General features: G+C 69.8%; 15 protein-coding genes. 10 read left to right on the top strand and 5 right to left on the bottom strand.

The features are described 5' to 3' along the window. The first annotated feature begins 59 nt into the window (after nucleotides 1-59). On the top strand, nucleotides 60-1,238 hold the full coding sequence (locus tag ACFW9O_RS09875) for a cation:proton antiporter (RefSeq protein WP_384607014.1): 1,179 nt from the start codon (nucleotides 60-62) through the stop codon (nucleotides 1,236-1,238). A 122-nt stretch (nucleotides 1,239-1,360) separates the two neighbouring features. On the opposite strand, the gene ACFW9O_RS09880 is transcribed toward ACFW9O_RS09875, so the two are convergent. The 3 genes from ACFW9O_RS09880 to ACFW9O_RS09890 form a co-directional block, all read right to left on the bottom strand. Next, nucleotides 1,361-2,506, bottom strand: a complete 1,146-nt coding sequence (locus ACFW9O_RS09880) for a PP2C family protein-serine/threonine phosphatase (protein ID WP_351179947.1) — start codon at nucleotides 2,504-2,506, stop codon at nucleotides 1,361-1,363. Between the two features lie 122 nt (nucleotides 2,507-2,628). Further along, the gene (locus tag ACFW9O_RS09885; protein WP_384607017.1) at nucleotides 2,629-3,525 is read right to left on the bottom strand and encodes an Fpg/Nei family DNA glycosylase; all 897 of its coding nucleotides are present in this window, start codon (nucleotides 3,523-3,525) and stop codon (nucleotides 2,629-2,631) included. 74 nt (nucleotides 3,526-3,599) lie between these two features. Beyond that, entirely contained in the window at nucleotides 3,600-4,088 is a 489-nt protein-coding gene (locus tag ACFW9O_RS09890) for a ribose-5-phosphate isomerase (protein ID WP_351179941.1), read from the bottom strand. Nucleotides 4,089-4,335: 247 nt separating this feature from the next. Between ACFW9O_RS09890 and ACFW9O_RS09895 the strand changes: the two genes are divergently transcribed. Then, nucleotides 4,336-5,775 (top strand): amino acid permease, encoded by a 1,440-nt coding sequence (locus tag ACFW9O_RS09895; protein ID WP_351179938.1) that lies wholly within the window; start codon nucleotides 4,336-4,338, stop codon nucleotides 5,773-5,775. A gap of 300 nt (nucleotides 5,776-6,075) precedes the next feature. Here the strand turns inward: ACFW9O_RS09895 and ACFW9O_RS09900 are convergent, their stop codons facing one another. Continuing rightward, a complete protein-coding gene (locus tag ACFW9O_RS09900; RefSeq protein WP_351166759.1) occupies nucleotides 6,076-6,669 on the bottom strand; it encodes a biotin transporter BioY in 594 nt (197 codons plus the stop codon). Nucleotides 6,670-6,938: 269 nt separating this feature from the next. On the opposite strand from ACFW9O_RS09900, the gene ACFW9O_RS09905 reads away from it, so the two are divergent. The 5 genes from ACFW9O_RS09905 to ACFW9O_RS09925 all read left to right on the top strand — a co-directional run bounded on the left by ACFW9O_RS09905 (nucleotide 6,939) and on the right by ACFW9O_RS09925 (nucleotide 12,587). Next, on the top strand, nucleotides 6,939-8,336 hold the full coding sequence (locus ACFW9O_RS09905; protein ID WP_384607021.1) for an amino acid permease: 1,398 nt from the start codon (nucleotides 6,939-6,941) through the stop codon (nucleotides 8,334-8,336). Between the two features lie 136 nt (nucleotides 8,337-8,472). Next, the gene (locus ACFW9O_RS09910; RefSeq protein WP_384607024.1) at nucleotides 8,473-9,879 is read left to right on the top strand and encodes an amino acid permease; all 1,407 of its coding nucleotides are present in this window, start codon (nucleotides 8,473-8,475) and stop codon (nucleotides 9,877-9,879) included. A gap of 58 nt (nucleotides 9,880-9,937) precedes the next feature. Next, the gene (locus ACFW9O_RS09915; protein ID WP_384607027.1) at nucleotides 9,938-10,600 is read left to right on the top strand and encodes a CatB-related O-acetyltransferase; all 663 of its coding nucleotides are present in this window, start codon (nucleotides 9,938-9,940) and stop codon (nucleotides 10,598-10,600) included. A gap of 189 nt (nucleotides 10,601-10,789) precedes the next feature. Next, nucleotides 10,790-11,848 (top strand): glycerophosphodiester phosphodiesterase family protein, encoded by a 1,059-nt coding sequence (locus ACFW9O_RS09920; RefSeq protein WP_384607030.1) that lies wholly within the window; start codon nucleotides 10,790-10,792, stop codon nucleotides 11,846-11,848. A gap of 97 nt (nucleotides 11,849-11,945) precedes the next feature. After that, nucleotides 11,946-12,587, top strand: coding sequence for a superoxide dismutase (locus ACFW9O_RS09925; RefSeq protein WP_384607032.1), 642 nt, complete (start codon nucleotides 11,946-11,948; stop codon nucleotides 12,585-12,587). Nucleotides 12,588-12,719: 132 nt separating this feature from the next. Here the strand turns inward: ACFW9O_RS09925 and ACFW9O_RS09930 are convergent, their stop codons facing one another. Beyond that, a complete protein-coding gene (locus ACFW9O_RS09930) occupies nucleotides 12,720-13,370 on the bottom strand; it encodes a DsbA family protein (protein ID WP_384607035.1) in 651 nt (216 codons plus the stop codon). 133 nt (nucleotides 13,371-13,503) lie between these two features. Between ACFW9O_RS09930 and pepN the strand changes: the two genes are divergently transcribed. The 3 genes from pepN to ACFW9O_RS09945 all read left to right on the top strand — a co-directional run bounded on the left by pepN (nucleotide 13,504) and on the right by ACFW9O_RS09945 (nucleotide 20,746). Further along, a complete protein-coding gene (gene pepN / locus ACFW9O_RS09935; protein ID WP_384607038.1) occupies nucleotides 13,504-16,086 on the top strand; it encodes an aminopeptidase N in 2,583 nt (860 codons plus the stop codon). Between the two features lie 173 nt (nucleotides 16,087-16,259). Next, nucleotides 16,260-17,267 (top strand): hypothetical protein, encoded by a 1,008-nt coding sequence (locus tag ACFW9O_RS09940; RefSeq protein ID WP_351166777.1) that lies wholly within the window; start codon nucleotides 16,260-16,262, stop codon nucleotides 17,265-17,267. Nucleotides 17,268-17,437: 170 nt separating this feature from the next. Next, nucleotides 17,438-20,746: a S8 family serine peptidase gene (locus ACFW9O_RS09945; RefSeq protein ID WP_384607041.1), complete on the top strand. Its 3,309-nt coding sequence runs from the start codon at nucleotides 17,438-17,440 to the stop codon at nucleotides 20,744-20,746. Nucleotides 20,747-20,770: the final 24 nt, after the last annotated feature.

Raw genomic sequence — 20,770 nt, forward strand, 5'->3', positions numbered from 1 at the left:
ACGCTCTCTTGACCTAACGAAGGATCAGGCTCATCGGACACGCAGACACGCTCATCGCCATGGGCGGCGCCTTCCTGGCCGCCGCCGTCCTCGCCCGCGTCGGCGGCCGGATCGGACTGCCGACCATTCCCCTGTTCATCCTGGCCGGGATCCTGCTCGGCCCGCACACACCGGGTGTCGTCCTCGTCGACGATCCCCACGAGCTGGAGATGCTCTCCGCGCTGGGCCTGGTCCTGCTGCTCTTCTACCTGGGCCTGGAGTTCCACCTCGACGACCTCAAGGCGGGCGGGCGCAAGATGGCGCTCGCAGGCGGCACGTACCTCGCACTGAACGTCGGCGCCGGACTCGGCTTCGGCTTCGCGCTGGGCTGGGGCACTTCCGAGGCACTGGTCCTCGCCGGTGTGCTCGGGATCTCGTCCTCGGCGATCGTCACCAAGGTCCTGGTGGACCTCGGGCGCATCGGCAACGCCGAGACCAAACCGATCCTGGGCATCATCGTCGTCGAGGACGTCTTCCTCGCCCTCTACCTGGCCGCGCTCCAGCCCATCCTCTCCGGCGCGGACAGCCTCTCCGCCGCGGCCCTCGACGGGGGCAAGGCGTTCGGCTTCCTGCTGCTCCTCGCGCTGGCAGCGCGCTTCGGAACCAAGGTCGTCTCCCGGCTCTTCGACACCAAGGACGACGAACTCCTCGTCATCTCCTTCCTCGGCGCGGCCGTCTTCGTCGCGGGCGTCTCCGAGTGGTTCGGGGTGGCCGACGCGATCGGCGCGTTCATGGTCGGCCTGATGCTCGGCAGCACCGCGTCGGGCCCGCGCATCCTCAAGCTCGTCCATCCGCTGCGTGATGCCTTCGGCGCCATCTTCTTCTTCGCGTTCGGCCTCTCGATCGACCCGGGCGACCTGCCGAGCGTCGTGTGGCCGGTGCTCGCCGCGGTCGCGGTGACCATGGCGATGAACGTGGTCGCGGGGCTGGCCGCCGCCAGGATCTACGCCTTCGGCCCCCGGGCCACCGCGAACATCTCGACCACACTGCTGGCCCGCGGCGAGTTCGCCCTGATTCTCGCGACCATGGCGGCGGGCGCCGGACTCGACGAACGGCTCTCCCCGTTCATCGCCGGTTATGTGCTCCTGCTCGCGGTCCTGGCGCCGCTGGCGGCCGGCCGCTCGGACCGGCTGGCCCGCTTCCTGCCCGGAGGGACCGCGAAGGACCGGGAGGCCGAGAAGCCCGCGGTGCCGGTCTGACCGCCTGGCACGGGCACGGGGGCCGCCTCTCCGTGTCCGTGCCCCGCCCCGGGAGATCCACGTCCGGGTGAAAGTGGGTGCCCGCATTGACGGTTGCACCTTTTCGTACGCTTCCGCACGGTTCAGGAGCGACGGGACAGAAGCAGCAGCGCGCGGTCGTCGTTGACGTCCTTCGCGCACGCCTCGATCAGGTGCCAGGCCGCGCCCTCGAAGCCCGTGGCGACATAGCGGTCGGCCTCGCCGGTCAGCCGGTCGATGCCCTCGGCCATGTCCCGGTCGGACGCCTCCACCAGACCGTCGGTGAAGAGCATCAGCACATCGCCGGGCGCCAACGAGCCCTTCACCGCGTCGAACTGGGCTCCGTCGTACACGCCCAGCAGCGGCCCCTCCGCGGCCTTCTCCTCCCACTGGCCGCTGCCCGCGTGCAGTTGCAGGGCAGGCGGGTGGCCGGCGGACAGGAGTTCGTAGTCGCCCGACTCCAGATCCAGGACGAGGTGGATCGACGTGGCGAAGCCCTCGTCCCAGTCCTGGCGCAGGAGGTAGCCGTTGGCCGCGGGCAGGAAGCCGTGCGGGGGAAGTGAGCCGAGAAGGCCGCCGAAGGCGCCCGACAGCAGCAGGGCCCGGGAGCCCGCGTCCATGCCCTTGCCGGACACGTCCGTGAGGACCGCTTCGAGGGTGCGCCCGCCGTTGGTACGGGCCGCGACGACGAAGTCGCCGGAGAAGGACTGGCCGCCGGCCGGGCGCAGTGCCATCTCGCGGTGCCAGCCCTGGGGCAGCAGGGGCAGGGCGCTCTGGACCCGGATCCTCTCGCGGAGGTCGAAGAGCATCGTGCCGCCGCGTCTCCACGGCACTCCGACCCTCGCCCGGAACTGGGCGAGGACCAGCCCGAAGAAGCCGCAGGCGGCGACGACCAGGACGGTGCCCGGAGTGACCCCGGCCGGTTCCCTCATGTACGGGCCGAGGCTGAGCGACTCCACGATCAGGGCGGCGGCCGCGGCCGCGTACAGGCCGAGGAGGCTGGCCGGCCGGAGCAGCAGACCACCGGCGACGATGGGCAGCGCCAGCGCGGCAGGTGAGAACCACACGGGGTTCAGCAGAGTGGCGCAGGTGATCGCGGGAATGATGAGCAGGAGGCCGACGAGCGCGATCCAGTCGGAGCCGTCCCCGCGGAAGTAGTCGACGCCTGACTTGCGCAGCGCGATGCGCGCCCGGTGTGCCGATCTTCGCCACCGGGCCGGGTACGCGTCTACTCCTCTGCGACGGGCCATTGCCGGGACCCTATCCACCCGACAGCCTCCGGTGCAGGGGGACCCCTGTGACAATGCGTTCGAAATCGGGCCGACCCGGTCCGGGACGCGTACTCCGCAGGAGTTCCGGAGCCGCTTTGTCCTCAATCGCGGGACGGACCGGACGCGCTCGTGTCCGGAGCGGATGCGCCCTTCTGGCAGGACGGGCACCAGAAGAGGTTGCGGGCCGCGAGGTCCGCGGTCCGGATCCCGGTGCCGCAGATGTGGCAGGCCTGCCGGGCCCGCCGGTAGACGTAGACCTCGCCGCCGTGGTCGTCGACGCGCGGTGGGCGGCCCATCGCCTCGGGCAGGTGCTCGGGGCGGACCGTGTCGATCCGGTTGTTCCGTACGCCCTCGCGCATCAGCTCGCCGAGGTCGGACCAGATCGCGTCCCACTCCCTGCGCGCGAGGTCCTTCCCGAGGCGGTACGGGTCGATGCCGTGCCGGAACAGGACCTCGGCGCGGTACACGTTGCCGACGCCCGCGACGACCTTCTGGTCCATCAGCAGGGCGGCGACGGTGACGCGGCTCCGGGAGATCCGCTGCCAGGCCCGCTCGCCGTCCTCGTCGGTGCGCAGCGGGTCCGGGCCGAGCCGGTCGTGTATCGCCCGCTTCTCGGGTTCGGTGATCAGGACGCACGTGGTGGGGCCGCGCAGGTCGGCGTAGTGGGCGTCGTTGACCAGGCGGAGCCGGACCGTGTCGGTGGGCGGCGGTGCCGGAGTCGCGCCGAAGCCGAGCTTGCCGAAGAGGCCGAGGTGGATATGGACCCAGCCGGGCCCGTCGAAGCGCAGCCTGTCGGAGCCCTGCCCGTCGGGGCCGTGGCCGTCGAAGCCCAGGAAGAGGTGCTTCCCGTGCGCGTCCACGCCGGTGAGGGTCCGGCCGTCCAGCAGGGCCGCGCTGTCGGAGAACTTTCCCTGGGGGCTGCTCACCCGCACCGGACCGCCCTCGAACCGCTCGCGGTGGTCCGCGGCGAGGCGGTGGATCGTATGCCCCTCGGGCACGGCGGATCTCCTCGGTGACACGACTGTGCCGCCGGGTACGGACCCGGCGGCACAGTGGAGCGGGTGCGGGCGGTTCAGCCCTGCTGCGGGTGGTGGGCCGGGATCGGGGGGAGCTCGCCGGTCACCTCGTACGCCGACAGCATCTCGATGCGGCGGGTGTGACGCTCCTCGCCCGAGTACGGGGTGCCGAGGAAGATCTCGACGAACTTGGTGGACTCCTCCGTCGTGTGCATCCGGCCGCCGATGGCCACCACGTTGGCGTCGTTGTGCTCACGGCCGAGCGCGGCGGTCTGCTCGCTCCAGGCGAGTGCGGCGCGGACGCCCTTGACCTTGTTGGCGGCGATCTGCTCGCCGTTGCCGGAGCCGCCGATGACGATGCCGAGGCTGCCCTTGTCCGCTGCGGTCCGCTCGGCGGCACGCAGGCAGAACGGCGGGTAGTCGTCCTGGGCGTCATAGATGTGGGGACCACAGTCGACGGCCTCGTGGCCCTGGGCCGTGAGCCACTCGACGAGGTGGTTCTTGAGTTCGTAGCCGGCATGGTCGGAGCCGAGGTACACGCGCATGGTGCGAAGTGTGGCACGGACCGGGCGGGGTAGCCGTCAGCGGGGTCGGGACCCACCGGGCGGTCCGGGGGCCCGGCGGCCTCGGGACCTGTGTGCAACTCCACTCGGGCAACGATCCGGTCAACGATCCGGAAGAGGGGGTTCCCCTTCCGGTGTCATTCGGGCTTGAATGCGTGGCCTTGCCTTCGCACCACCCCCGCCGAGGCAGGACCGACACACGCGATCAGAAAACGTAAGGATTCGATCCATGACGTCGCAGACGACTCTGGTGGAGCCGGGCCAACAGCCCGACGGGCCGGACAAGCCGGACAGCACGGACGGGCTTCAGGCCGGTCTCAAGAACCGTCATCTCTCGATGATCGCCATCGGCGGAGTGATCGGCGCGGGCCTCTTCGTAGGCTCCGGCGCCGGTATCGCCGCCGCCGGACCGGCCATTCTCCTGTCGTACGCGCTCGTCGGCCTGATGGTCGTCTTCGTCATGCGGATGCTCGGCGAGATGGCTGTCGCCCGCCCCAGCTCCGGCTCCTTCTCCGCCTATGCGGACCGGGCCCTGGGCCGCTGGGCGGGCTTCTCGATCGGCTGGCTGTACTGGTTCTTCTGGGTCGTGGTGCTCGCCGTCGAGGCCACGGCGGGTGCCAAGATCCTGGAGAGCTGGATCCCCGGCGTTCCGCAGTGGGCCTGGGCCCTGATCGTCATGGTGGTACTCACCGCGACCAACCTGGTGTCCGTCGGCTCGTACGGTGAGTTCGAGTTCTGGTTCGCCGGGATCAAGGTCGTGGCGATCGGCGCCTTCGTCGTCGTCGGCATGCTCGCCGTCTTCGGCCTGCTGCCGGGCTCGGACAACCCCGGTTCGGGACTCGCCCACCTCACGGACACCGGCGGGTTCTTCCCCGAGGGGCCGGGCGCCATCCTCACGGGTGTGCTGATGGTCGTCTTCTCCTTCATGGGCAGCGAGATCGTGACCCTGGCCGCCGGTGAGTCGGAGGACCCGCAGCGCGCCGTCTCCAAGGCGACCAACAGCGTGATCTGGCGTATCGCCATCTTCTACCTGGGCTCGATCTTCATCGTCCTGACGCTGCTGCCGTGGAACGACCCGTCGATCGTCAAGGACGGCTCGTACGTCGCCGCGCTGAACGCCATCGGCATTCCGCACGCCGGCCAGGTCATGGACGTCATCGTGCTGACGGCCGTGCTGTCCTGCCTCAACTCCGGCCTCTACACGGCCTCGCGGATGGGCTTCTCGCTCGGTCAGCGGGGCGATGCCCCGAAGGCCTTCGCCCGGGTGAACAAGCGGGGCGTGCCGCAGGTGGCGATCCTCTCGTCCGTCGTGTTCGGATTCGTGGCCGTCTTCTTCAACTACCAGTGGCCCGACACGGTGTTCCAGTTCCTGCTGAACTCCTCGGGTGCCATCGCCCTGTTCGTCTGGCTGGTGATCTGCTTCACCCAGCTGCGGATGCGCGGCATCATCCTGCGCGAGTCGCCGGAGAAGCTCGTCGTACGGATGTGGCTCTTCCCGTATCTGACCTGGGCGACGATCGCGATGATCTCGTTCGTCCTCGTCTACATGCTGACCGACGACGCCGGGCGTGAGCAGGTGCTGCTGTCGCTGCTGGTCGCGGCGCTGGTCGTGGCCGTCTCCCTGGTACGCGAGGCGCGCGGCCGCAAGGCGGCGGCCCCGGTCGAGTAGCCGGCACGGACACCTGACGGCAGGTGCCGGGTTCACCCGGGGAGGCCCTCCGTTCGCACGCATACCGGCGAGCGAACGGAGGGCCTCTCTCTTTGCTGCCCGCACGGGGTCGCCCTGCTGCGGCCGCTCTCGCCGCGCAACGGTGCGGCCGGGGGCCGCCGTACGGGCGCTGTACGAGGAGATCACGGTGAACCCGGGACCGTACCGGAGGCGCCGAGTTCCCCGGGCACACGAGAGAGGCCCGCAGGTCGCACTGCTGTGGCAGCACGACCGGCGGGCCTCCCGGTGGGGCCTACGGCATCAGCCGCGGCGCCCGATGAGCTTCCAGGACGCGGGCAGCGCGCCCATGGCCAGCGCCGCCTTGAGGGCGTCACCGATCAGGAACGGCGTGAGGCCCGCCGCGACGGCGGCGCTCATCGACATCCCGGTGGAGAGGGCCAGGTACGGCACACCGACCGCGTAGATGATCACGGAACCGACCACCATCGTGCCCGCGGTACGCAGCACCGAGCGGTCGCCGCCGCGACGGGCGAGGCCGCCGACGACCGTGGCGGCGAGCAGCATGCCCAGCACGTAGCCGAACGAGGCGCCGCCGGCTCCGGAGCTGCCCTCGGCGAACCACGGCATGCCGGCCATCCCGATGAGCGCGTACAGCGCGAGGGAGAGGAAGCCGCGACGGGCTCCGAGGGCGGTTCCGATGAGCAGCGCGGCGAAGGTCTGGCCGGTGACGGGAACCGGGGAGCCCGGAACGGGGACGGCTATCTGGGCAGCGATACCGGTGAGTGCGGCGCCGCCGAGGACCAGCGCGGTGTCCACGGCGTAGCGGTGCCGGGCTGCGGGCAGCAGGTCGGCGAGGACCGCTCCGGAACGGATGGGGGCGGCAGCAGTGCTCATCGGGGGACTCCGCAGGTGAGGGCAACAGGACAGGTGGGGACAGGCTGATGGTGACGTTAGCCGACGGAATATCGCTGGATCACCAGCAGCCGCCCACAAAGCGGTGGTTGAGGAGTTAGTTGGGTTCGGACAAAGAGCGTCACGCAATCGCTCATCGACGTGATGCTTGTCACTGAGGCAGGGGCATGTGCGGCACCCTGCGCGGGAAGGGCCGGTGGCCCGTGAGACTGTAGGTTCCCCATAAATGATCCGAGAGTGACCCGCACCTCATGCACGACGCCCTTCCCCCCGCACCCTCCCCCCTGCAGCCGGAGCCCCTGGCCCACGGTCTGAAGCAGCGCCACCTGACCATGCTCGGGCTGGGCGGAGTGATCGGCGCCGGGCTGTTCGTCGGCTCGGGCGCCGGCATCGCCGTCGCGGGCCCCGCCATCGTCGTCTCGTACCTGATCGCGGGCGCGCTCGCGATGCTGGTGATGCGGATGCTCGGCGAGATGTCCGCGGCGATGCCCACGTCCGGTTCCTTCTCCGTCCACGCGGAACGCGCTCTGGGCCGCTGGGCGGGCTTCAGTGTGGGCTGGCTGTACTGGTTCCTGCTGGTGGTCGTGCTCGCCGTGGAGGCGACGGCGGCCGCACAGATCGCTCACGGGTGGGTACCCGCGGTGGATCAGTGGCTCTGGGTGCTGGTGTTCATGGTGGTCTTCACCGTGGCCAACCTGACGGCCGTGAAGAACTTCGGCGAGTTCGAGTTCTGGTTCGCCGCGCTCAAGGTGACGGCCATCGTGGCCTTCCTGGTGCTCGGGCTGCTGGCCGTCTTCGGCATCCTCCCGGACACCTCTCCGGTCGGGATGACCAACCTCACCGGACAGGGCGGCTTCCTGCCGAACGGCTGGGACGGGGTCGTCTCCGGCGTACTCACCGTCGTCTTCGCCTTCGGCGGGCTGGAGGTCGTGACGATCGCCGCCGCCGAGACCGACGACCCGGCGCGCGCGGTGGGCCGTGCGGTGCGCAGCGCGATGGTGCGCGTCCTCTTCTTCTACGTCGGTTCGATGCTGGTCATCGTGACGGTGCTGCCGTGGACAGCCCAGCAGGCGGGGCTCAGCCCGTATGTGAAGGTCCTGGACGCCGTCGGGGTGCCGTCGGCCGGGCAGATCATGAACATCGTGGTCTTCGTGGCGCTGCTCTCGGCGCTCAACGCCAACCTGTACGGGGCCTCCCGGATGGTCTTCTCGCTGGCCGAGCGCGGCGAGGCCCCGCGCGGGCTGCTCAAGGTCTCGGGGGGCGGCGCCGGCGGGGTGCCGCGGCGGGCCGTACTGGCCTCGGTCGCCTTCGGCTTCGTCTCCGTACTGCTCAATCTGAAGTGGCCCGACACGGTCTTCCTCTACCTGCTCAACTCGGTCGGTGCGGTCCTGCTGTTCGTCTGGGCCCTGATCGCCGCCTCGCAGTTGCGCCTGCGCCGGCGCATCGAGCGTGAGGCGCCAGGGGCCCTGACCCTGAAGATGTGGTGCTTCCCCTGGCTGACCTGGCTGACCCTGGCCGGTCTGCTGGGTGTCCTGCTGCTGATGCTCACCGATGACGCGGCACGCTCCCAGGTCCTGTGGTCGGCGGGGGCCACCGGGCTGGTGCTGCTCGTGGCAGGGGTGCGGGAGTTCCGGGCACGCAGGGCCTGACCCGCGGTCAGCACGTACTCGGGTGTGCACCATGTGTGAGCCCGGTGACCGTATAGCGGACAACGGTTCCTTGTGGACGGTCAGCATGCTCAGACTGTGGGCCGTCCCCTGTCCCACCAGCGAACAGAGCCTGCCGATGTCCCGGACTTCCGCGCCGCCCCCCACGGACACCACGCCCACCGTCGACTCCGCGCTCACCCACGGGCTCAAGCAGCGCCATCTGTCGATGATCGCCCTGGGCGGTGTCATCGGCGCCGGCCTGTTCGTCGGCTCCGGCGCCGGGATCGCCGCCGCAGGTCCGTCGATCGTCATCGCGTACGGCATCTCCGGTCTGCTGGTCATGTTCGTGATGCGGATGCTCGGCGAGATGTCGGCCGCCAATCCGGCGTCGGGATCCTTCTCCGTACACGCCGAGCGGGCGATCGGACCGTGGGCGGGCTTCACCGCAGGGTGGTCGTTCTGGGTGCTGCTCTGTGTCGCCGTCGGCCTGGAGGGCATCGGCGCCGCGAAGATCGTCACGGGCTGGCTGCCGGGTACGCCCGAGTGGGCCTGGGTCGCCCTGTTCATGCTGGTCTTCCTCGGCACGAACCTCGCCGCTGTGAAGAACTTCGGCGAGTTCGAATTCTGGTTCGCGGCGCTCAAGGTCGTCGCGATCACGCTCTTCCTCGTGCTCGGCGTACTCGCGCTCCTCGGCGTGCTGCCCGGGACGGACTCGCCCGGCGGCTCGAACCTCACCGGAGAGGGCGGGCTCCTGCCGAACGGCTCCGACGGGTTCATCATCGGACTGCTCGCGTCCGTCTTCGCGTACGGCGGTCTGGAGACCGTCACCATCGCCGCGGCCGAGTCGGAGAACCCGGTTCAGGGCGTCGCCAAGGCCGTGCGCACGGCGATGTGGCGGATCGCGGTCTTCTACGTCGGCTCGATGGCGGTCATCGTCGCCCTCGTCCCGTGGGACGACCCGGCGGTCGCCGAGGTCGGCCCGTTCTACGCGGCACTCGACCACCTCGGCATCAGCGGCGCCGCGGAGATCATGAACGTGGTCATCCTGGTCGCCCTGCTCTCCGCGATGAACGCCAACATCTACGGCGCCTCGCGCATGGCCTGCTCGCTCGTCGCACGCGGCCAGGGGCCGAAGCGCATCGGCACGATCTCGTCCGGTGTGCCGCGCAACGCCGTGCTCGTCTCCTCCGTGTTCGGTTTCCTGTGCGTGCTGCTCAGCTACTGGCGTCCGGATGACGTCTTCCCGTGGCTGCTCAACATGATCGGCGCGGTGATCCTGGTCGTCTGGATCTTCATCGCCGTCTCCCAGCTGATCCTGCGCAGCCGGATGGAGCGCGAGGCGCCCGAGAAGCTCGTCGTGCGCATGTGGCTCTTCCCGGTCCTGACGATCGTGGCTCTGCTCGCCATGGCCGGCATCTTCTTCCTGATGCTGCGTCAGCCCGACACGCGGGACCAGCTGCTGGCGACCGGGGCGCTGACCGCGGCGCTGATCGTGACCGGCCTCATCCGGCAGAAGCGTGCGGGGCGCGAACCGCGCGCCTGAGGATCACGTGCCTGAAAGTCCCGTGCACACTGCACGGGACTTCTGGGAGAGTGCCCGCATGAGCCTCGTCCCCGCCGACCCGACCGTGCTCCACCCGATGCCCGGCCAGCCCCGGGTGGTGCAGCTGAAGCCCCTGGTCAAGTCGGCCCTCATCGAGGTGGGCGCGTACTCGTACTACGACGACCCCGATGACGCGACCGCGTTCGAGACCCGCAACGTGCTGTACCACTACGGTCCGGAGAAGCTCGTCATCGGCAGGTTCTGCGCGCTGGGGACCGGGGTGCGGTTCATCATGAACGGCGCCAACCACCGCATGGACGGCCCGTCGACGTTCCCGTTCCCCACCCTGGGCGGCTCCTGGGCTGACCACTTCGACCTGCTGACCGGCCTGCCGGTCCGGGGCGACACGGTGGTCGGCCACGACGTCTGGTTCGGCTACCGGGCGACGGTGATGCCGGGCGTACGGATCGGGAACGGCGCGATCATCGCCGCCGACGCCGTGGTCACGGCCGATGTCCCGGACTACGGGATCGTCGGCGGCAACCCGGCGAAGCTGATCCGTACCCGGTACGACGACGCGGACATCGCCCGGCTTCTCGCCGTCGCGTGGTGGGACTGGCCCGCCGAGCACATCACCGAGCATGTCCGCACGATCATGTCGGGCAGCATCGACGAACTGGAGGCGGCCGCACCCGAGGGCTCCGCTCAGCCGGGCAGCTGAGCTTCCTCGGGGCGGCCCTTTCGGGCCTTCATCCGGCACCGTCCCCCGTTCCGCGCCGCCGGCGTTCGACGCCCGCCAACGGCCCTACCCACGTCCGTACATGAGGTGGCAAGCCTCTGTCCGCCCTGCTGTAACCCCTCGTGGCTTTGGTGGTTCCTCCGCCTGATCCGGCCCGCACGAGGAGCTCGCATGTCCCAGCACCCGAGACGCCGTTCGATCCTCCTGGCCACGGCCGCGGTGTCGGCCGCCGCCGCGACCCCCGCCGCCGCGTCGTCCAACCCCGGACGCCCCCACGGGCCCGTCGTCATCGGCCATCGCGGCGCCGCCGGCTGGCGGCCCGAACACACCGCCGCCGCCTACACCTTCGGGGTGCGGGCCGGAGCCGACTGGATCGAGCCCGACCTCGTCCCGACGAAGGACCACGTCCTGGTCGTGCGTCACGAGAACGAGATCTCCGGCACGACGGATGTGGCCGGGCACCCGGAGTTCGCCGGCCGCCGCACCACGAAGACGGTCGACGGCAGGGCCGTCACCGGCTGGTTCACCGAGGACTTCACCCTGGCGGAGCTGAAGACGCTGCGCGCCGTGGAGCGGCTGCCGCTGATCCGTAACCGCAACACGGTCTTCGACGGCCGCGAGCGGATCATGACGTTCCAGGAGGTCGTCGATCTGGCCCGCACCCTGTCCAGGGAGCACCGCCGCCGGATCGCGGTCTTCCCCGAGACGAAGCACCCGACGTACTTCCGCTCGATCGGCCTGCCGCTGGAGCCCGAACTGATACGGGTGATCCGGCGCAACCGCCTCACCGCCCGCGACTGCGTCGTCCAGTCCTTCGAGCCGTCCAGCCTGCACCGGGTGGCCGAGGCCCGGCTCGGTCTTCCGCTGTGGCAGGCGCTGGGAACGAGCGGTGGCCCGTACGGCCACCCGGTCACGTACAAGGAGATGATGACGCCGGCCGGGCTGCGCGAGATCGCCTCGTACGCGCAGTGGATCGGCCCGGACAAGTCCTCGCTCGTCCCGCCGCTGACCCTGCTGGCCGATGCGCACGCGGCAGGGCTGAAGGTCGGTGCGTACACCTTCCGCGCGGAGAACCAGTACCTTCCGGCCCCGTACCGAAGGGGCGCCGCGCCCGACGACTTCGGGGACGCGTTCGCCGAGTACGCCTTCCACTTCGGGCAGGGCGTGGACGCGGTCGTCACCGACTTCCCCGACCTTGCTGCGGCCGCGCGCGACGGTCTGGGGTCCTAGGACCAGGGGCTGATCACTTTCGGACCCTCCTCCTGCTAGCCTGCAATTGCGAACAACTTGCAATAACAACAGGACAGCAGTTGGAGGGTTCGAACTTATGGCCACGTACACGCTTCCGGAACTCCCGTACGACTACGCGGCGCTCGAACCGGTCATCAACCCGCAGATCGTCGAGCTCCACCACGCCAAGCACCACGCCGCGTACGTCAAGGGCGCGAACGACACCCTGGAGCAGCTGGAAGAGGCCCGCGACAAGGAGGCCTGGGGCGCGATCAACGGCCTCCAGAAGAACCTCGCGTTTCATCTCTCCGGCCACATCCTGCACTCGATCTACTGGCACAACATGACCGGCGACGGCGGCGGCGAGCCCCTCGCGGCGGACGGTGTGGGCGACCTCGCCGACGCGATCGCCGAGTCCTTCGGCTCGTACGCCGGCTTCAAGTCCCAGCTGACGAAGGCCGCGGCCACCACGCAGGGCTCCGGCTGGGGCGTCCTCGCCTACGAGCCGGTCAGCGGCCGGCTGATCGTCGAACAGGTCTACGACCACCAGGGCAACGTCGGCCAGGGCTCGGTCCCGATCCTGGTCTTCGACGCCTGGGAGCACGCCTTCTACCTCCAGTACAAGAACCAGAAGGTCGACTTCATCGAGGCGATGTGGCGGGTCGTCAACTGGCAGGACGTGGCGAAGCGGTACGCCGCCGCCAAGGAGCGCGCGGACGTACTCCTGCTCGCTCCCTGACGGTGCCCTGACGTCCTGCCTCGTGATCGTCTTCTCAACCTTCACCCGGCAGGCGGATCAAAGAGGAACCCCCGCGAGGACATGACTCGCGGGGGTTCTTCCATATCGGCCGTGCGGGGTCGGGCGGGTACGTCAGTCGAAGGACGGGCCCTGCGTACGGGTCCGCTTTATCTCGTAGAAGCCGGGGACCGACGCGACCAGCAGCGTGCCGTCCCACAGCTTCGCCGCGTCCTCGCCCTTGGGGGCGGGGGTCACGACCGGGCCGAAGAAGGCGATCTGCTCGCCGTCGGCGCCCGGCACGGCGATGACCGGCGTGCCGACGTCCTGCCCGACCTTCTCGATGCCCTCCTTGTGGGAGGCGCGCAGCTCCTTGTCGTAACGGTCCGAGTCCGCGTACTCCGCGAGCTCCACCGGCAGGCCGACATCTTCGAGGGCACCCACGACGGCCTCGCGGGTCGGGCCCTCGCCCTTGTTGTGGAAGCGGGTACCGAGCGCTGTGTAAAGGGGGCCGACGACAGCGTCGCCGTGCTCCTGCTGGGCGGCGACGACGACCCGGACCGGGCCCCACGCCTTGTTCGCCAGCATGTCCCGGTACTCCTCGGGCAGCTCGTCCAGCCTGTCCTCGTTGAGCACGGCCAGGCTCATCACGTGCCAGCGGACCTCGACGTCGCGGACCTTCTCCACTTCCAGCATCCAGCGTGAGGTCATCCAGGCCCAGGGGCAGAGCGGGTCGAACCAGAAGTCCGCCGGGGTCCTGCCGTTCGACGTGCTGTTCTCGGGCATGTGTCTCCTCATGAGGTCGTCTCGCACCTGAGTTCCAGAACGCCACGGGGCGCTCCGGCCATTCCCGGGTGCCGGGGTCCTGGGCCGCGTGCGAGGATCAAAGCTGTTCGAATGAGACACAAAGGAGTGTTCCGTGCCCGGTGAGAACCTGTCCCGCGACGAGGCCCGTGAGCGGGCCGAGCTGCTGACCGTCGACGGTTACGAGGTCGCTCTCGACCTGCGTTCCGCTGTCGGTGAGCCCGACGGGAGCGCCGGTCCGCGCACGTTCCGCTCGCTGACCACGATCCGCTTCCGCGCCGCGCGTGCGGGGGCCTCGACCTTCGCCGACCTGGTGGCCCCGGCCGTGACCGCGGTGACGCTGAACGGGAAGGCCCTGGACCCGGCGGCCGTCTTCGACGGCGCCCGGATCGCACTGGACGGCCTCGCAGCGGGCGAGAACGTCCTGGTGGTCGACGCGCAGTGCGCGTACAGCCGGACCGGCGAGGGCATGCACCGCTTCGTCGACCCGGAGGACGGCGAGGTCTACCTCTACACGCATTACGAGCCGGCCGACGCCCGGCGCGTCTACACGAACTTCGAGCAGCCCGACCTGAAGGCCCCCTACCGCTTCGAGGTCACCGCGCCCGAGGGGTGGACGGTCCGGTCGAACGGCGCCGAGGAGTTCCACGAGGGCGAGGCGTGGCGGTTCGTTGAGACGAAGCCCATCTCGACGTACATCACGACGGTCGTGGCGGGTCCGTACCACTGCGAGAGCGACCTCTACACCCGTACGTTCGACGACGGTTCGAAGCTGGAGATCCCCCTGGGCGCGATGTGCCGCAAGGGGCTCGCGCGGCACTTCGACGCGGACGACATCTTCCTGATCACCAAGCAGGGCCTGGACTTCTTCCACGACCACTTCGACTACCCGTACCCGTTCGGGAAGTACGACCAGGCCTTCGTGCCCGAGTACAACATCGGCGCCATGGAGAACCCGGGCTGTGTCACCTTCCGCGAGGAGTACATCTACCGCGGCAAGGTCACCTCGGCGTCCTACGAGCGCCGTGCCAACACCATCCTGCACGAGATGGCGCACATGTGGTTCGGCGACCTGGTCACCATGCAGTGGTGGGACGACCTGTGGCTGAAGGAGTCCTTCGCCGACTTCATGGGGTCGTTCTCGATGGTGGAGGCCACCCGCTTCACCAACGGCTGGATCACCTTCGCCAACAACCGCAAGGCCTGGGCGTACCGCGCCGACCAGCTGCCGTCCACGCACCCGATCACGGCCGACATCCGTGACCTGGAGGACGCCAAGCTGAACTTCGACGGCATCACGTACGCCAAGGGCGCCTCGGTGCTCAAGCAGCTGGTCGCGTACGTGGGACGGGACGCGTTCCTGGAGGGTGCGCGCCGCTACTTCAAGCAGCACGCGTACGGCAACACACAGCTGGGCGACCTGCTGTCGGTGCTCGCCGAGACGTCGGGGCGCGACATGACGTCCTGGTCCCGGTCCTGGCTGCAGACGGCGGGCGTCAACGTCCTGACGCCGGCGGTGACGTACGACGCCGCGGACCGGATCACGGAGCTGGTGGTGCTCCAGGGGGCCGCCGACTCCCACCCCGAACTGCGCCCGCACCGGGTCGCGGTGGGCCTGTACCGTCGCACCCCCGCGGGTGACCTGGTGCGGTACGCCCGCGCCGAGGTGGACGTCGCCGGGCCGCACACCGTGGTCACGGAGCTGGCGGGGGCCGAGAAGCCCGACCTCGTCCTGGTCAACGACGACGACCTCACGTACTGCAAGGTCCGCTTCGACGAGGGATCCCTGACCACCCTGCGGGAGCACCTGGGCGACATCACCGACCCGCTGGCCCGCGCGCTGTGCTGGTCCGCGCTGTGGAACCTGACCCGGGACGCACTGCTGCCGGCCCGCGACTTCGTCTCCCTGGTCCTGGCGTTCGCCGGCCGGGAGTCGGACATCGGCGTGCTCCAGATGCTGCACGCCTGGGCCCAGTCCGCGCTCGTGCACTACGCCGCTCCGGCGTGGCGCGAGGAGGGCGGCCGGGCGCTGGCCGAGGGCGCGCTGCGGGAGCTGCGCCTCGCGGAGCCGGGCGGTCAGCACCAGCTGACCTGGGCGCGGTTCTTCGCGGCGGTCGCCACCTCGGAGGCGGACTTCCAGCTGCTGACGGCACTGCTGGACGACACGGCCGTGATCGAGGGCCTGGATGTCGACCAGGAGCTGCGCTGGGCGTTCCTGTCGCCGCTGGCCTCGCACGGGGTGGCCGACGAGCCGGCCATCGACGCCGAACTGGCCCGTGACGACACGGCGTCCGGCAAGCGCCACCACGTCCGGTGCCTGGCCTCGCGCCCCTCGGCCGCGGTCAAGGCTCAGGCGTGGGCGGCGGTCGTGGAGTCGGACAAGCTGTCCAACGCGCTCGTCGGGGCGACGATCGCCGGCTTCGTGCAGCCCTCCCAGCGCGAGCTGCTGGCGCCGTACACGGCCTCGTACTTCGAGGCGATCGAGCGGGTGTGGGCCGAGCGGTCCATCCAGATCGGCATGGACGTCGTCAAGGGCCTGTTCCCGGGGCTGCAGGACGACCCCGCGACGCTGACGGCGACGGACGCGTGGCTGACCTCCCGCCCGGACGCGGCGCCGGCGCTGCGGCGGCTGGTCCTGGAGGCCCGGGACGACCTCGCGCGGGCGCTGCGCGGCCAGGAGTGCGACGCCGCGGCCTGATGTGGTGACGCGGTCGCCCCGCACATCTGTACGGGGCGGCCGCCGCACAATCCCCGGCGCGACCGCTCTTTTCGGCAGTCGAACTGCCGTACTTTAGGACGGCGTTGTCCTGAAATGCCGACGGCTTCGTAACAGGGGTCAGCGCTCCTGAGAGGTACGGAAACCTCCGGGGCATGACCCAGAACACCCCGCTGCCCCCTCGCCCCCTTCACGATGTGCGTCAACGCGTCCAGTCCGCGGCGCAGTTGCGCGCCCAGGGCGTGTCCGCCGCGCAGACCGCAGCACAGTGCCTGCCGGGCGGGCCGTGGCAGCAGTTGCTGCCCGGCGTGTACCTCCTGCACCCGGGCCCGCCCACGAGCCAGGAGCGCCTGCACGGCGCCCTGCTGTACGCCGGCCGGCCACCGGTCTCCGCGCGGCGGACCGTACCGGCCCAGTCCGGTCCGGGGTACGGCGAGGCGATGGTCACCGGGCTGGCGGCGCTGGCCCTGCACGGTTTCGCGTCCGCGCCGCCGATGATCGCCCTCCACCGGATCGACGTGCTGGTGCCGCGCACGAGGCGGCTGCGCTCCACCCGCTTCGTCGGTGTGAAGCGGGCGGCCTCGCTCCCCGCGCCCGACCGGCGGCTCGGAGTGCCCGTGGCCCCGGTGGAGCGGGCCCTGGCGGATGCGGTGGCCGGGCTCACCGATGCCCCCACGGTGCGCCGGATGCTGACGGAGGCGGTGCGCGGCGGTCACTGCGAACCGGCGACGGTCGTACGGGAGTTGAGTGCCGCCAAGCTGCTGGGCAGGCCCCATGTGGTGGAGGCCGTCGACGCGCTGCTCCTGGAGGGCAGGGCGGTGGCGGAGGACCGGCTGTACGGCATGGTGCGCAGCTACGGCCTGCCGGAACCGCTGTGGAACGTGGATCTGTACCTGCAGGGCGGCACGTTCCTGGGCGGGGTGGACGCGTACTGGCCGGAGCAGGCGGTCGCGCTCGAACTCGGCACCCGCAGCCCCCGCCAGGAGCACGTCACGTACACCGCGGAACGGGAGCACCTGGAGCGGCTGGGGGTGACCGTCGTCCGCGTCACGGCGAAGAAGCTGCGCGAGAGGATGGCGCAGCAGGCTGTGGTGGTGCGCACGGCCCTGATGGCGGCGGACGACCGCGAACCGGCCGCGTACGTGGTGGTCCTGCCGCGATGAGCGGAACATTCACCCTTTTCGTCCCACATGACGCATCAGCACCGGTGGCGAATGTACGCCATGTCCACTACTCGCCGCCGTCAAGTCTCCACAAACCCCTGCCTTTTAAGAAAGGCTGACCGGTCATCCGGTACCGAATTCCGAACTCTCTCTTTCTTTCACCTACAGGGATGCTGATGACCAAGGAATCCCCCAGCTCCATACCCGGGGCGAGACGCGCGGCGCGCATCGCGGCCGCCGCCGGTCTGGTGGCCGCACTGGCCGCCTCCGGCGCCGCCCCGGTCTTCGCCGCCGACGCCCCGGTGACCACGCCGGTGAAGCCTGCCGCCACCAGCGACAAGGGCGACAAGCTCGGTGAGGCCGACGCCGATGTGCTGGCGAAGGCCGAGGCCAAGGGCGAGAAGAACATCACGATGATGGTCGCCACCGCCCCCGGTGCGACCGAGCAGGTCACCGAGCAACTGGACGCCGTCAAGGGGTCCGTGCTGGGACAGACGTACGACAAGCTCGGCTACGTCCGGGCGACCGTACCGACCGCGACGGCCGAGGCCACCATCAAGGCGGCCCAGAAGCTCTCGTCGGTGTACGGCATCGATCTCAAGCAGGAGATCAAGCTCGACGACCCGACGCCCTCGGGCGACCGGGCCGCCGGTGCGAAGCAGACGAAGTCCACGGGCAGTTACCCGGCGCCCGGCAAGAACACGCCGGCGAAGAACCCGTACAACCCGTCGTTCGAGACGGGTGCGGTCGACTTCGTCCAGCAGCACCCGAAGGCCGACGGCCGCGGTATCACCATCGGTGTCCTGGACTCCGGTGTCGACATCGCGCACCCGGCGCTGCAGAAGACCACCACCGGCGAGCGCAAGATCGTCGACTGGGTGACGGCCACCGACCCCGTGAGCGACGGCGACCGCACCTGGCTGCGGATGACCGCCGCCGTGGCGGGCCCGACGTTCACCATCGCCGGCCGCACCTACTCGGCACCGGAGGGGTCCTACAAGATCCAGATCTTCTCCGAGGCCGCCACCCTGGGTGGCGACATGGCCGGGGACCTGAACCGGGACGGCGACACCACCGACAAGTGGGCCGTGCTCTACGACCCGACCGCCGGTACCGTCCGCGTCGACCTGAACGACGACGCGAACTTCGGCAACGACGCCGCGCTCCAGCCGTACAAGGACAAGCACCAGGTCGGCTACTTCGGCACGGACAACCCGGCGACGCAGATCGTCGAGCGCATCCCGTTCGTCGTCGAGACCCGCAAGGACGTCGTCTTCGACGCGGCCGGCACCAAGGCCGACTACGTCAACATCGGTGTCATCGAGAGCGAGCACGGCACGCACGTCGCGGGCATCACCGCGGCCAACGGCCTGTTCGGCGGCAAGATGAACGGCGCGGCGCCCGGCGCCAAGGTCGTCTCCTCGCGTGCCTGCACCTGGTCCGGCGGCTGCACCAACATCGCGCTGACCGAGGGCATGATCGACCTCGTCGTGAACCGCGGTGTCGACGTCGTCAACATGTCGATCGGCGGCCTGCCGCCGCTCAACGACGGCAACAACGCGCGCGCCGAGCTCTACAAGCGGCTCATCGACATCTACGGCGTCCAGCTGGTCATCTCGGCCGGCAACGAGGGCCCGGGTGTCAACACGATCGGTGACCCCGGCCTCGCCGACCACGTCATCTCGGTCGGCGCGTCCATCTCCAAGGAGACCTGGGCCGCGAACTACGGCTCGAACGTCACCAAGAAGTACGACATGCTGCCCTTCTCCTCGCGCGGTCCGCGTGAGGACGGCGGCTTCGCGCCGATCCTGACGGCTCCGGGTGCGTCCATCAACACCACCCAGACCTGGTTCCCCGGCGGTCCGGTCAAGGAGGCGGGTTACACGCTGCCCGCCGGTTACTCCATGCTGCAGGGCACCTCGATGTCCTCGCCGCAGGCCGCCGGCGCCACGGCGCTGCTCCTGTCCGCCGCGAAGCAGAAGAACATCGAGCTGCCCCCGGCAGACCTGCGCACCGCGCTGACCAGCACCGCCACCCACATCGACGGCGTGCCCGCGCACGCCCAGGGTGCCGGTCTGATCAACATCGTCGGCGCCTGGAAGCAGATCGAGAAGCAGGGCACCCCGGCGCACGAGTTCTCGGTGAAGGCCCCGGTCGACACCGCGATCGACTTCGCGCTGAAGACCCCGGGCTTCGGCACCGGCCTGTACGACCGTGAGGGCGGCCTCAAGGCCGGCCAGAAGAAGTCGTACGACGTCACCGTCACCCGCACCACGGGTCCGGACCGCGCCGTCGCGCACAAGCTGTCGTGGAAGAACAACGACGGCACCTTCAAGCTGACCGGTTCGAGCACCGTCTCGCTGCCGCTCGGCAAGCCCGTGACCGTCAAGGTCGAGGCGAAGCCCGGCACCGCCGGTGTGCACAGCGCGATCCTGCAGGTGGACGACTCCAAGACCGTCGGCGTGGACCAGCAGATCCTGGCCACCGTCATCGTCTCCAAGGACCTGGTGAAGCCGGGTTACGCGTTCTCGACGACCGGCTCGGTGCAGCGCAACGGCACCACGTCGTACTTCGTGAACGTCCCGGAGGGCGCGGAGACGCTCGAGGTCGCGATGAGCGCCCTGCGCTCGGGCAGCCAGACGCGGTTCATCTCCATCCACCCCTACGGGGTCGCGGTGGAGGACAGCTCCACGATCTTCTGCTACCCGAACTACGAGAACCCGGCCAACACCTGCCGTCCGGACACGCGGTCCTACAAGGCCCCGCAGCCCGGCGTCTGGGAGATCGAGGTCGAGTCCCGTCGTACGTCGCCGCTGCTGGACAACCCGTACAAGCTGGATGTCTCGCTGCTCGGCGCGTCCTTCGACCCGGCGGTGAAGACCATCGCCGAGGCGAAGATCGGCACCCCGGCCGCGGTGGACTGGACGGTCACCAACAACGCCGGTGACCTCGAGGGCTCGCTCAAGGGCGGCTCGCTGGGTTCGGCCAAGGTCGAGCGTCCGTCGATCTCCACGGGTGAGACGTACGAGACCACGGTCACCATCGGTGAGGGCGTCGAGAAGCTCGACTTCGCCATCGGTGGCACGTCGGACGCCAACGCCGACATCGACCTGTACGTCTACAACGGCGACACGGAGGTCGGTGCGTCCACGACGGCCGGTTCCGAGGAGTCGGTCAGCCTGGTGAAGCCGGCTGCCGGTACGTACACCGTCGTCATCGACGGCTACGCGGTTCCGGCCGGGACCACCGAGTACGACTACCGCGATGTGTACTACGCACCGTCGCTCGGCGCGATCAACGTCGACGAGTCGAAGGTCGTGACCCTGGCCAACGGCGCGTCCGCGCAGGTCGGCGCCGAGGTCGTGGTCGCCGGAGCGGCTCCCGAGGGCCGTCAGTTCTTCGGCGAGGTGCACCTGGTGAACTCCCGCGGCACCGCCGCGGGCACCGGCAGCGTCGTGATCGAGAAGGTCACGCCGTAGCGGTCCGAAGTACCTGAGCAGCGG

The sequence above is a fragment of the Streptomyces sp. NPDC059499 genome (assembly GCF_042749285.1).
Taxonomy (GTDB): domain Bacteria; phylum Actinomycetota; class Actinomycetes; order Streptomycetales; family Streptomycetaceae; genus Streptomyces.

Excerpts from the sequence above, each read along its gene's own strand:
- ACFW9O_RS09875 (WP_384607014.1), top strand. The coding sequence starts at position 60 with ATGGGCGGCGCCTTCCTGGCCGCCGCCGTCCTCGCCCGCGTCGGCGGC.
- ACFW9O_RS09880 (WP_351179947.1), bottom strand. The coding sequence starts at position 2,506 with ATGGCCCGTCGCAGAGGAGTAGACGCGTACCCGGCCCGGTGGCGAAGA.
- ACFW9O_RS09890 (WP_351179941.1), bottom strand. The coding sequence starts at position 4,088 with ATGCGCGTGTACCTCGGCTCCGACCATGCCGGCTACGAACTCAAGAAC.
- ACFW9O_RS09895 (WP_351179938.1), top strand. The coding sequence starts at position 4,336 with ATGACGTCGCAGACGACTCTGGTGGAGCCGGGCCAACAGCCCGACGGG.
- ACFW9O_RS09900 (WP_351166759.1), bottom strand. The coding sequence starts at position 6,669 with ATGAGCACTGCTGCCGCCCCCATCCGTTCCGGAGCGGTCCTCGCCGAC.
- ACFW9O_RS09905 (WP_384607021.1), top strand. The coding sequence starts at position 6,939 with ATGCACGACGCCCTTCCCCCCGCACCCTCCCCCCTGCAGCCGGAGCCC.
- ACFW9O_RS09910 (WP_384607024.1), top strand. The coding sequence starts at position 8,473 with ATGTCCCGGACTTCCGCGCCGCCCCCCACGGACACCACGCCCACCGTC.
- ACFW9O_RS09915 (WP_384607027.1), top strand. The coding sequence starts at position 9,938 with ATGAGCCTCGTCCCCGCCGACCCGACCGTGCTCCACCCGATGCCCGGC.
- ACFW9O_RS09920 (WP_384607030.1), top strand. The coding sequence starts at position 10,790 with ATGTCCCAGCACCCGAGACGCCGTTCGATCCTCCTGGCCACGGCCGCG.
- ACFW9O_RS09925 (WP_384607032.1), top strand. The coding sequence starts at position 11,946 with ATGGCCACGTACACGCTTCCGGAACTCCCGTACGACTACGCGGCGCTC.
- ACFW9O_RS09930 (WP_384607035.1), bottom strand. The coding sequence starts at position 13,370 with ATGCCCGAGAACAGCACGTCGAACGGCAGGACCCCGGCGGACTTCTGG.
- ACFW9O_RS09940 (WP_351166777.1), top strand. The coding sequence starts at position 16,260 with ATGACCCAGAACACCCCGCTGCCCCCTCGCCCCCTTCACGATGTGCGT.
- ACFW9O_RS09945 (WP_384607041.1), top strand. The coding sequence starts at position 17,438 with ATGCTGATGACCAAGGAATCCCCCAGCTCCATACCCGGGGCGAGACGC.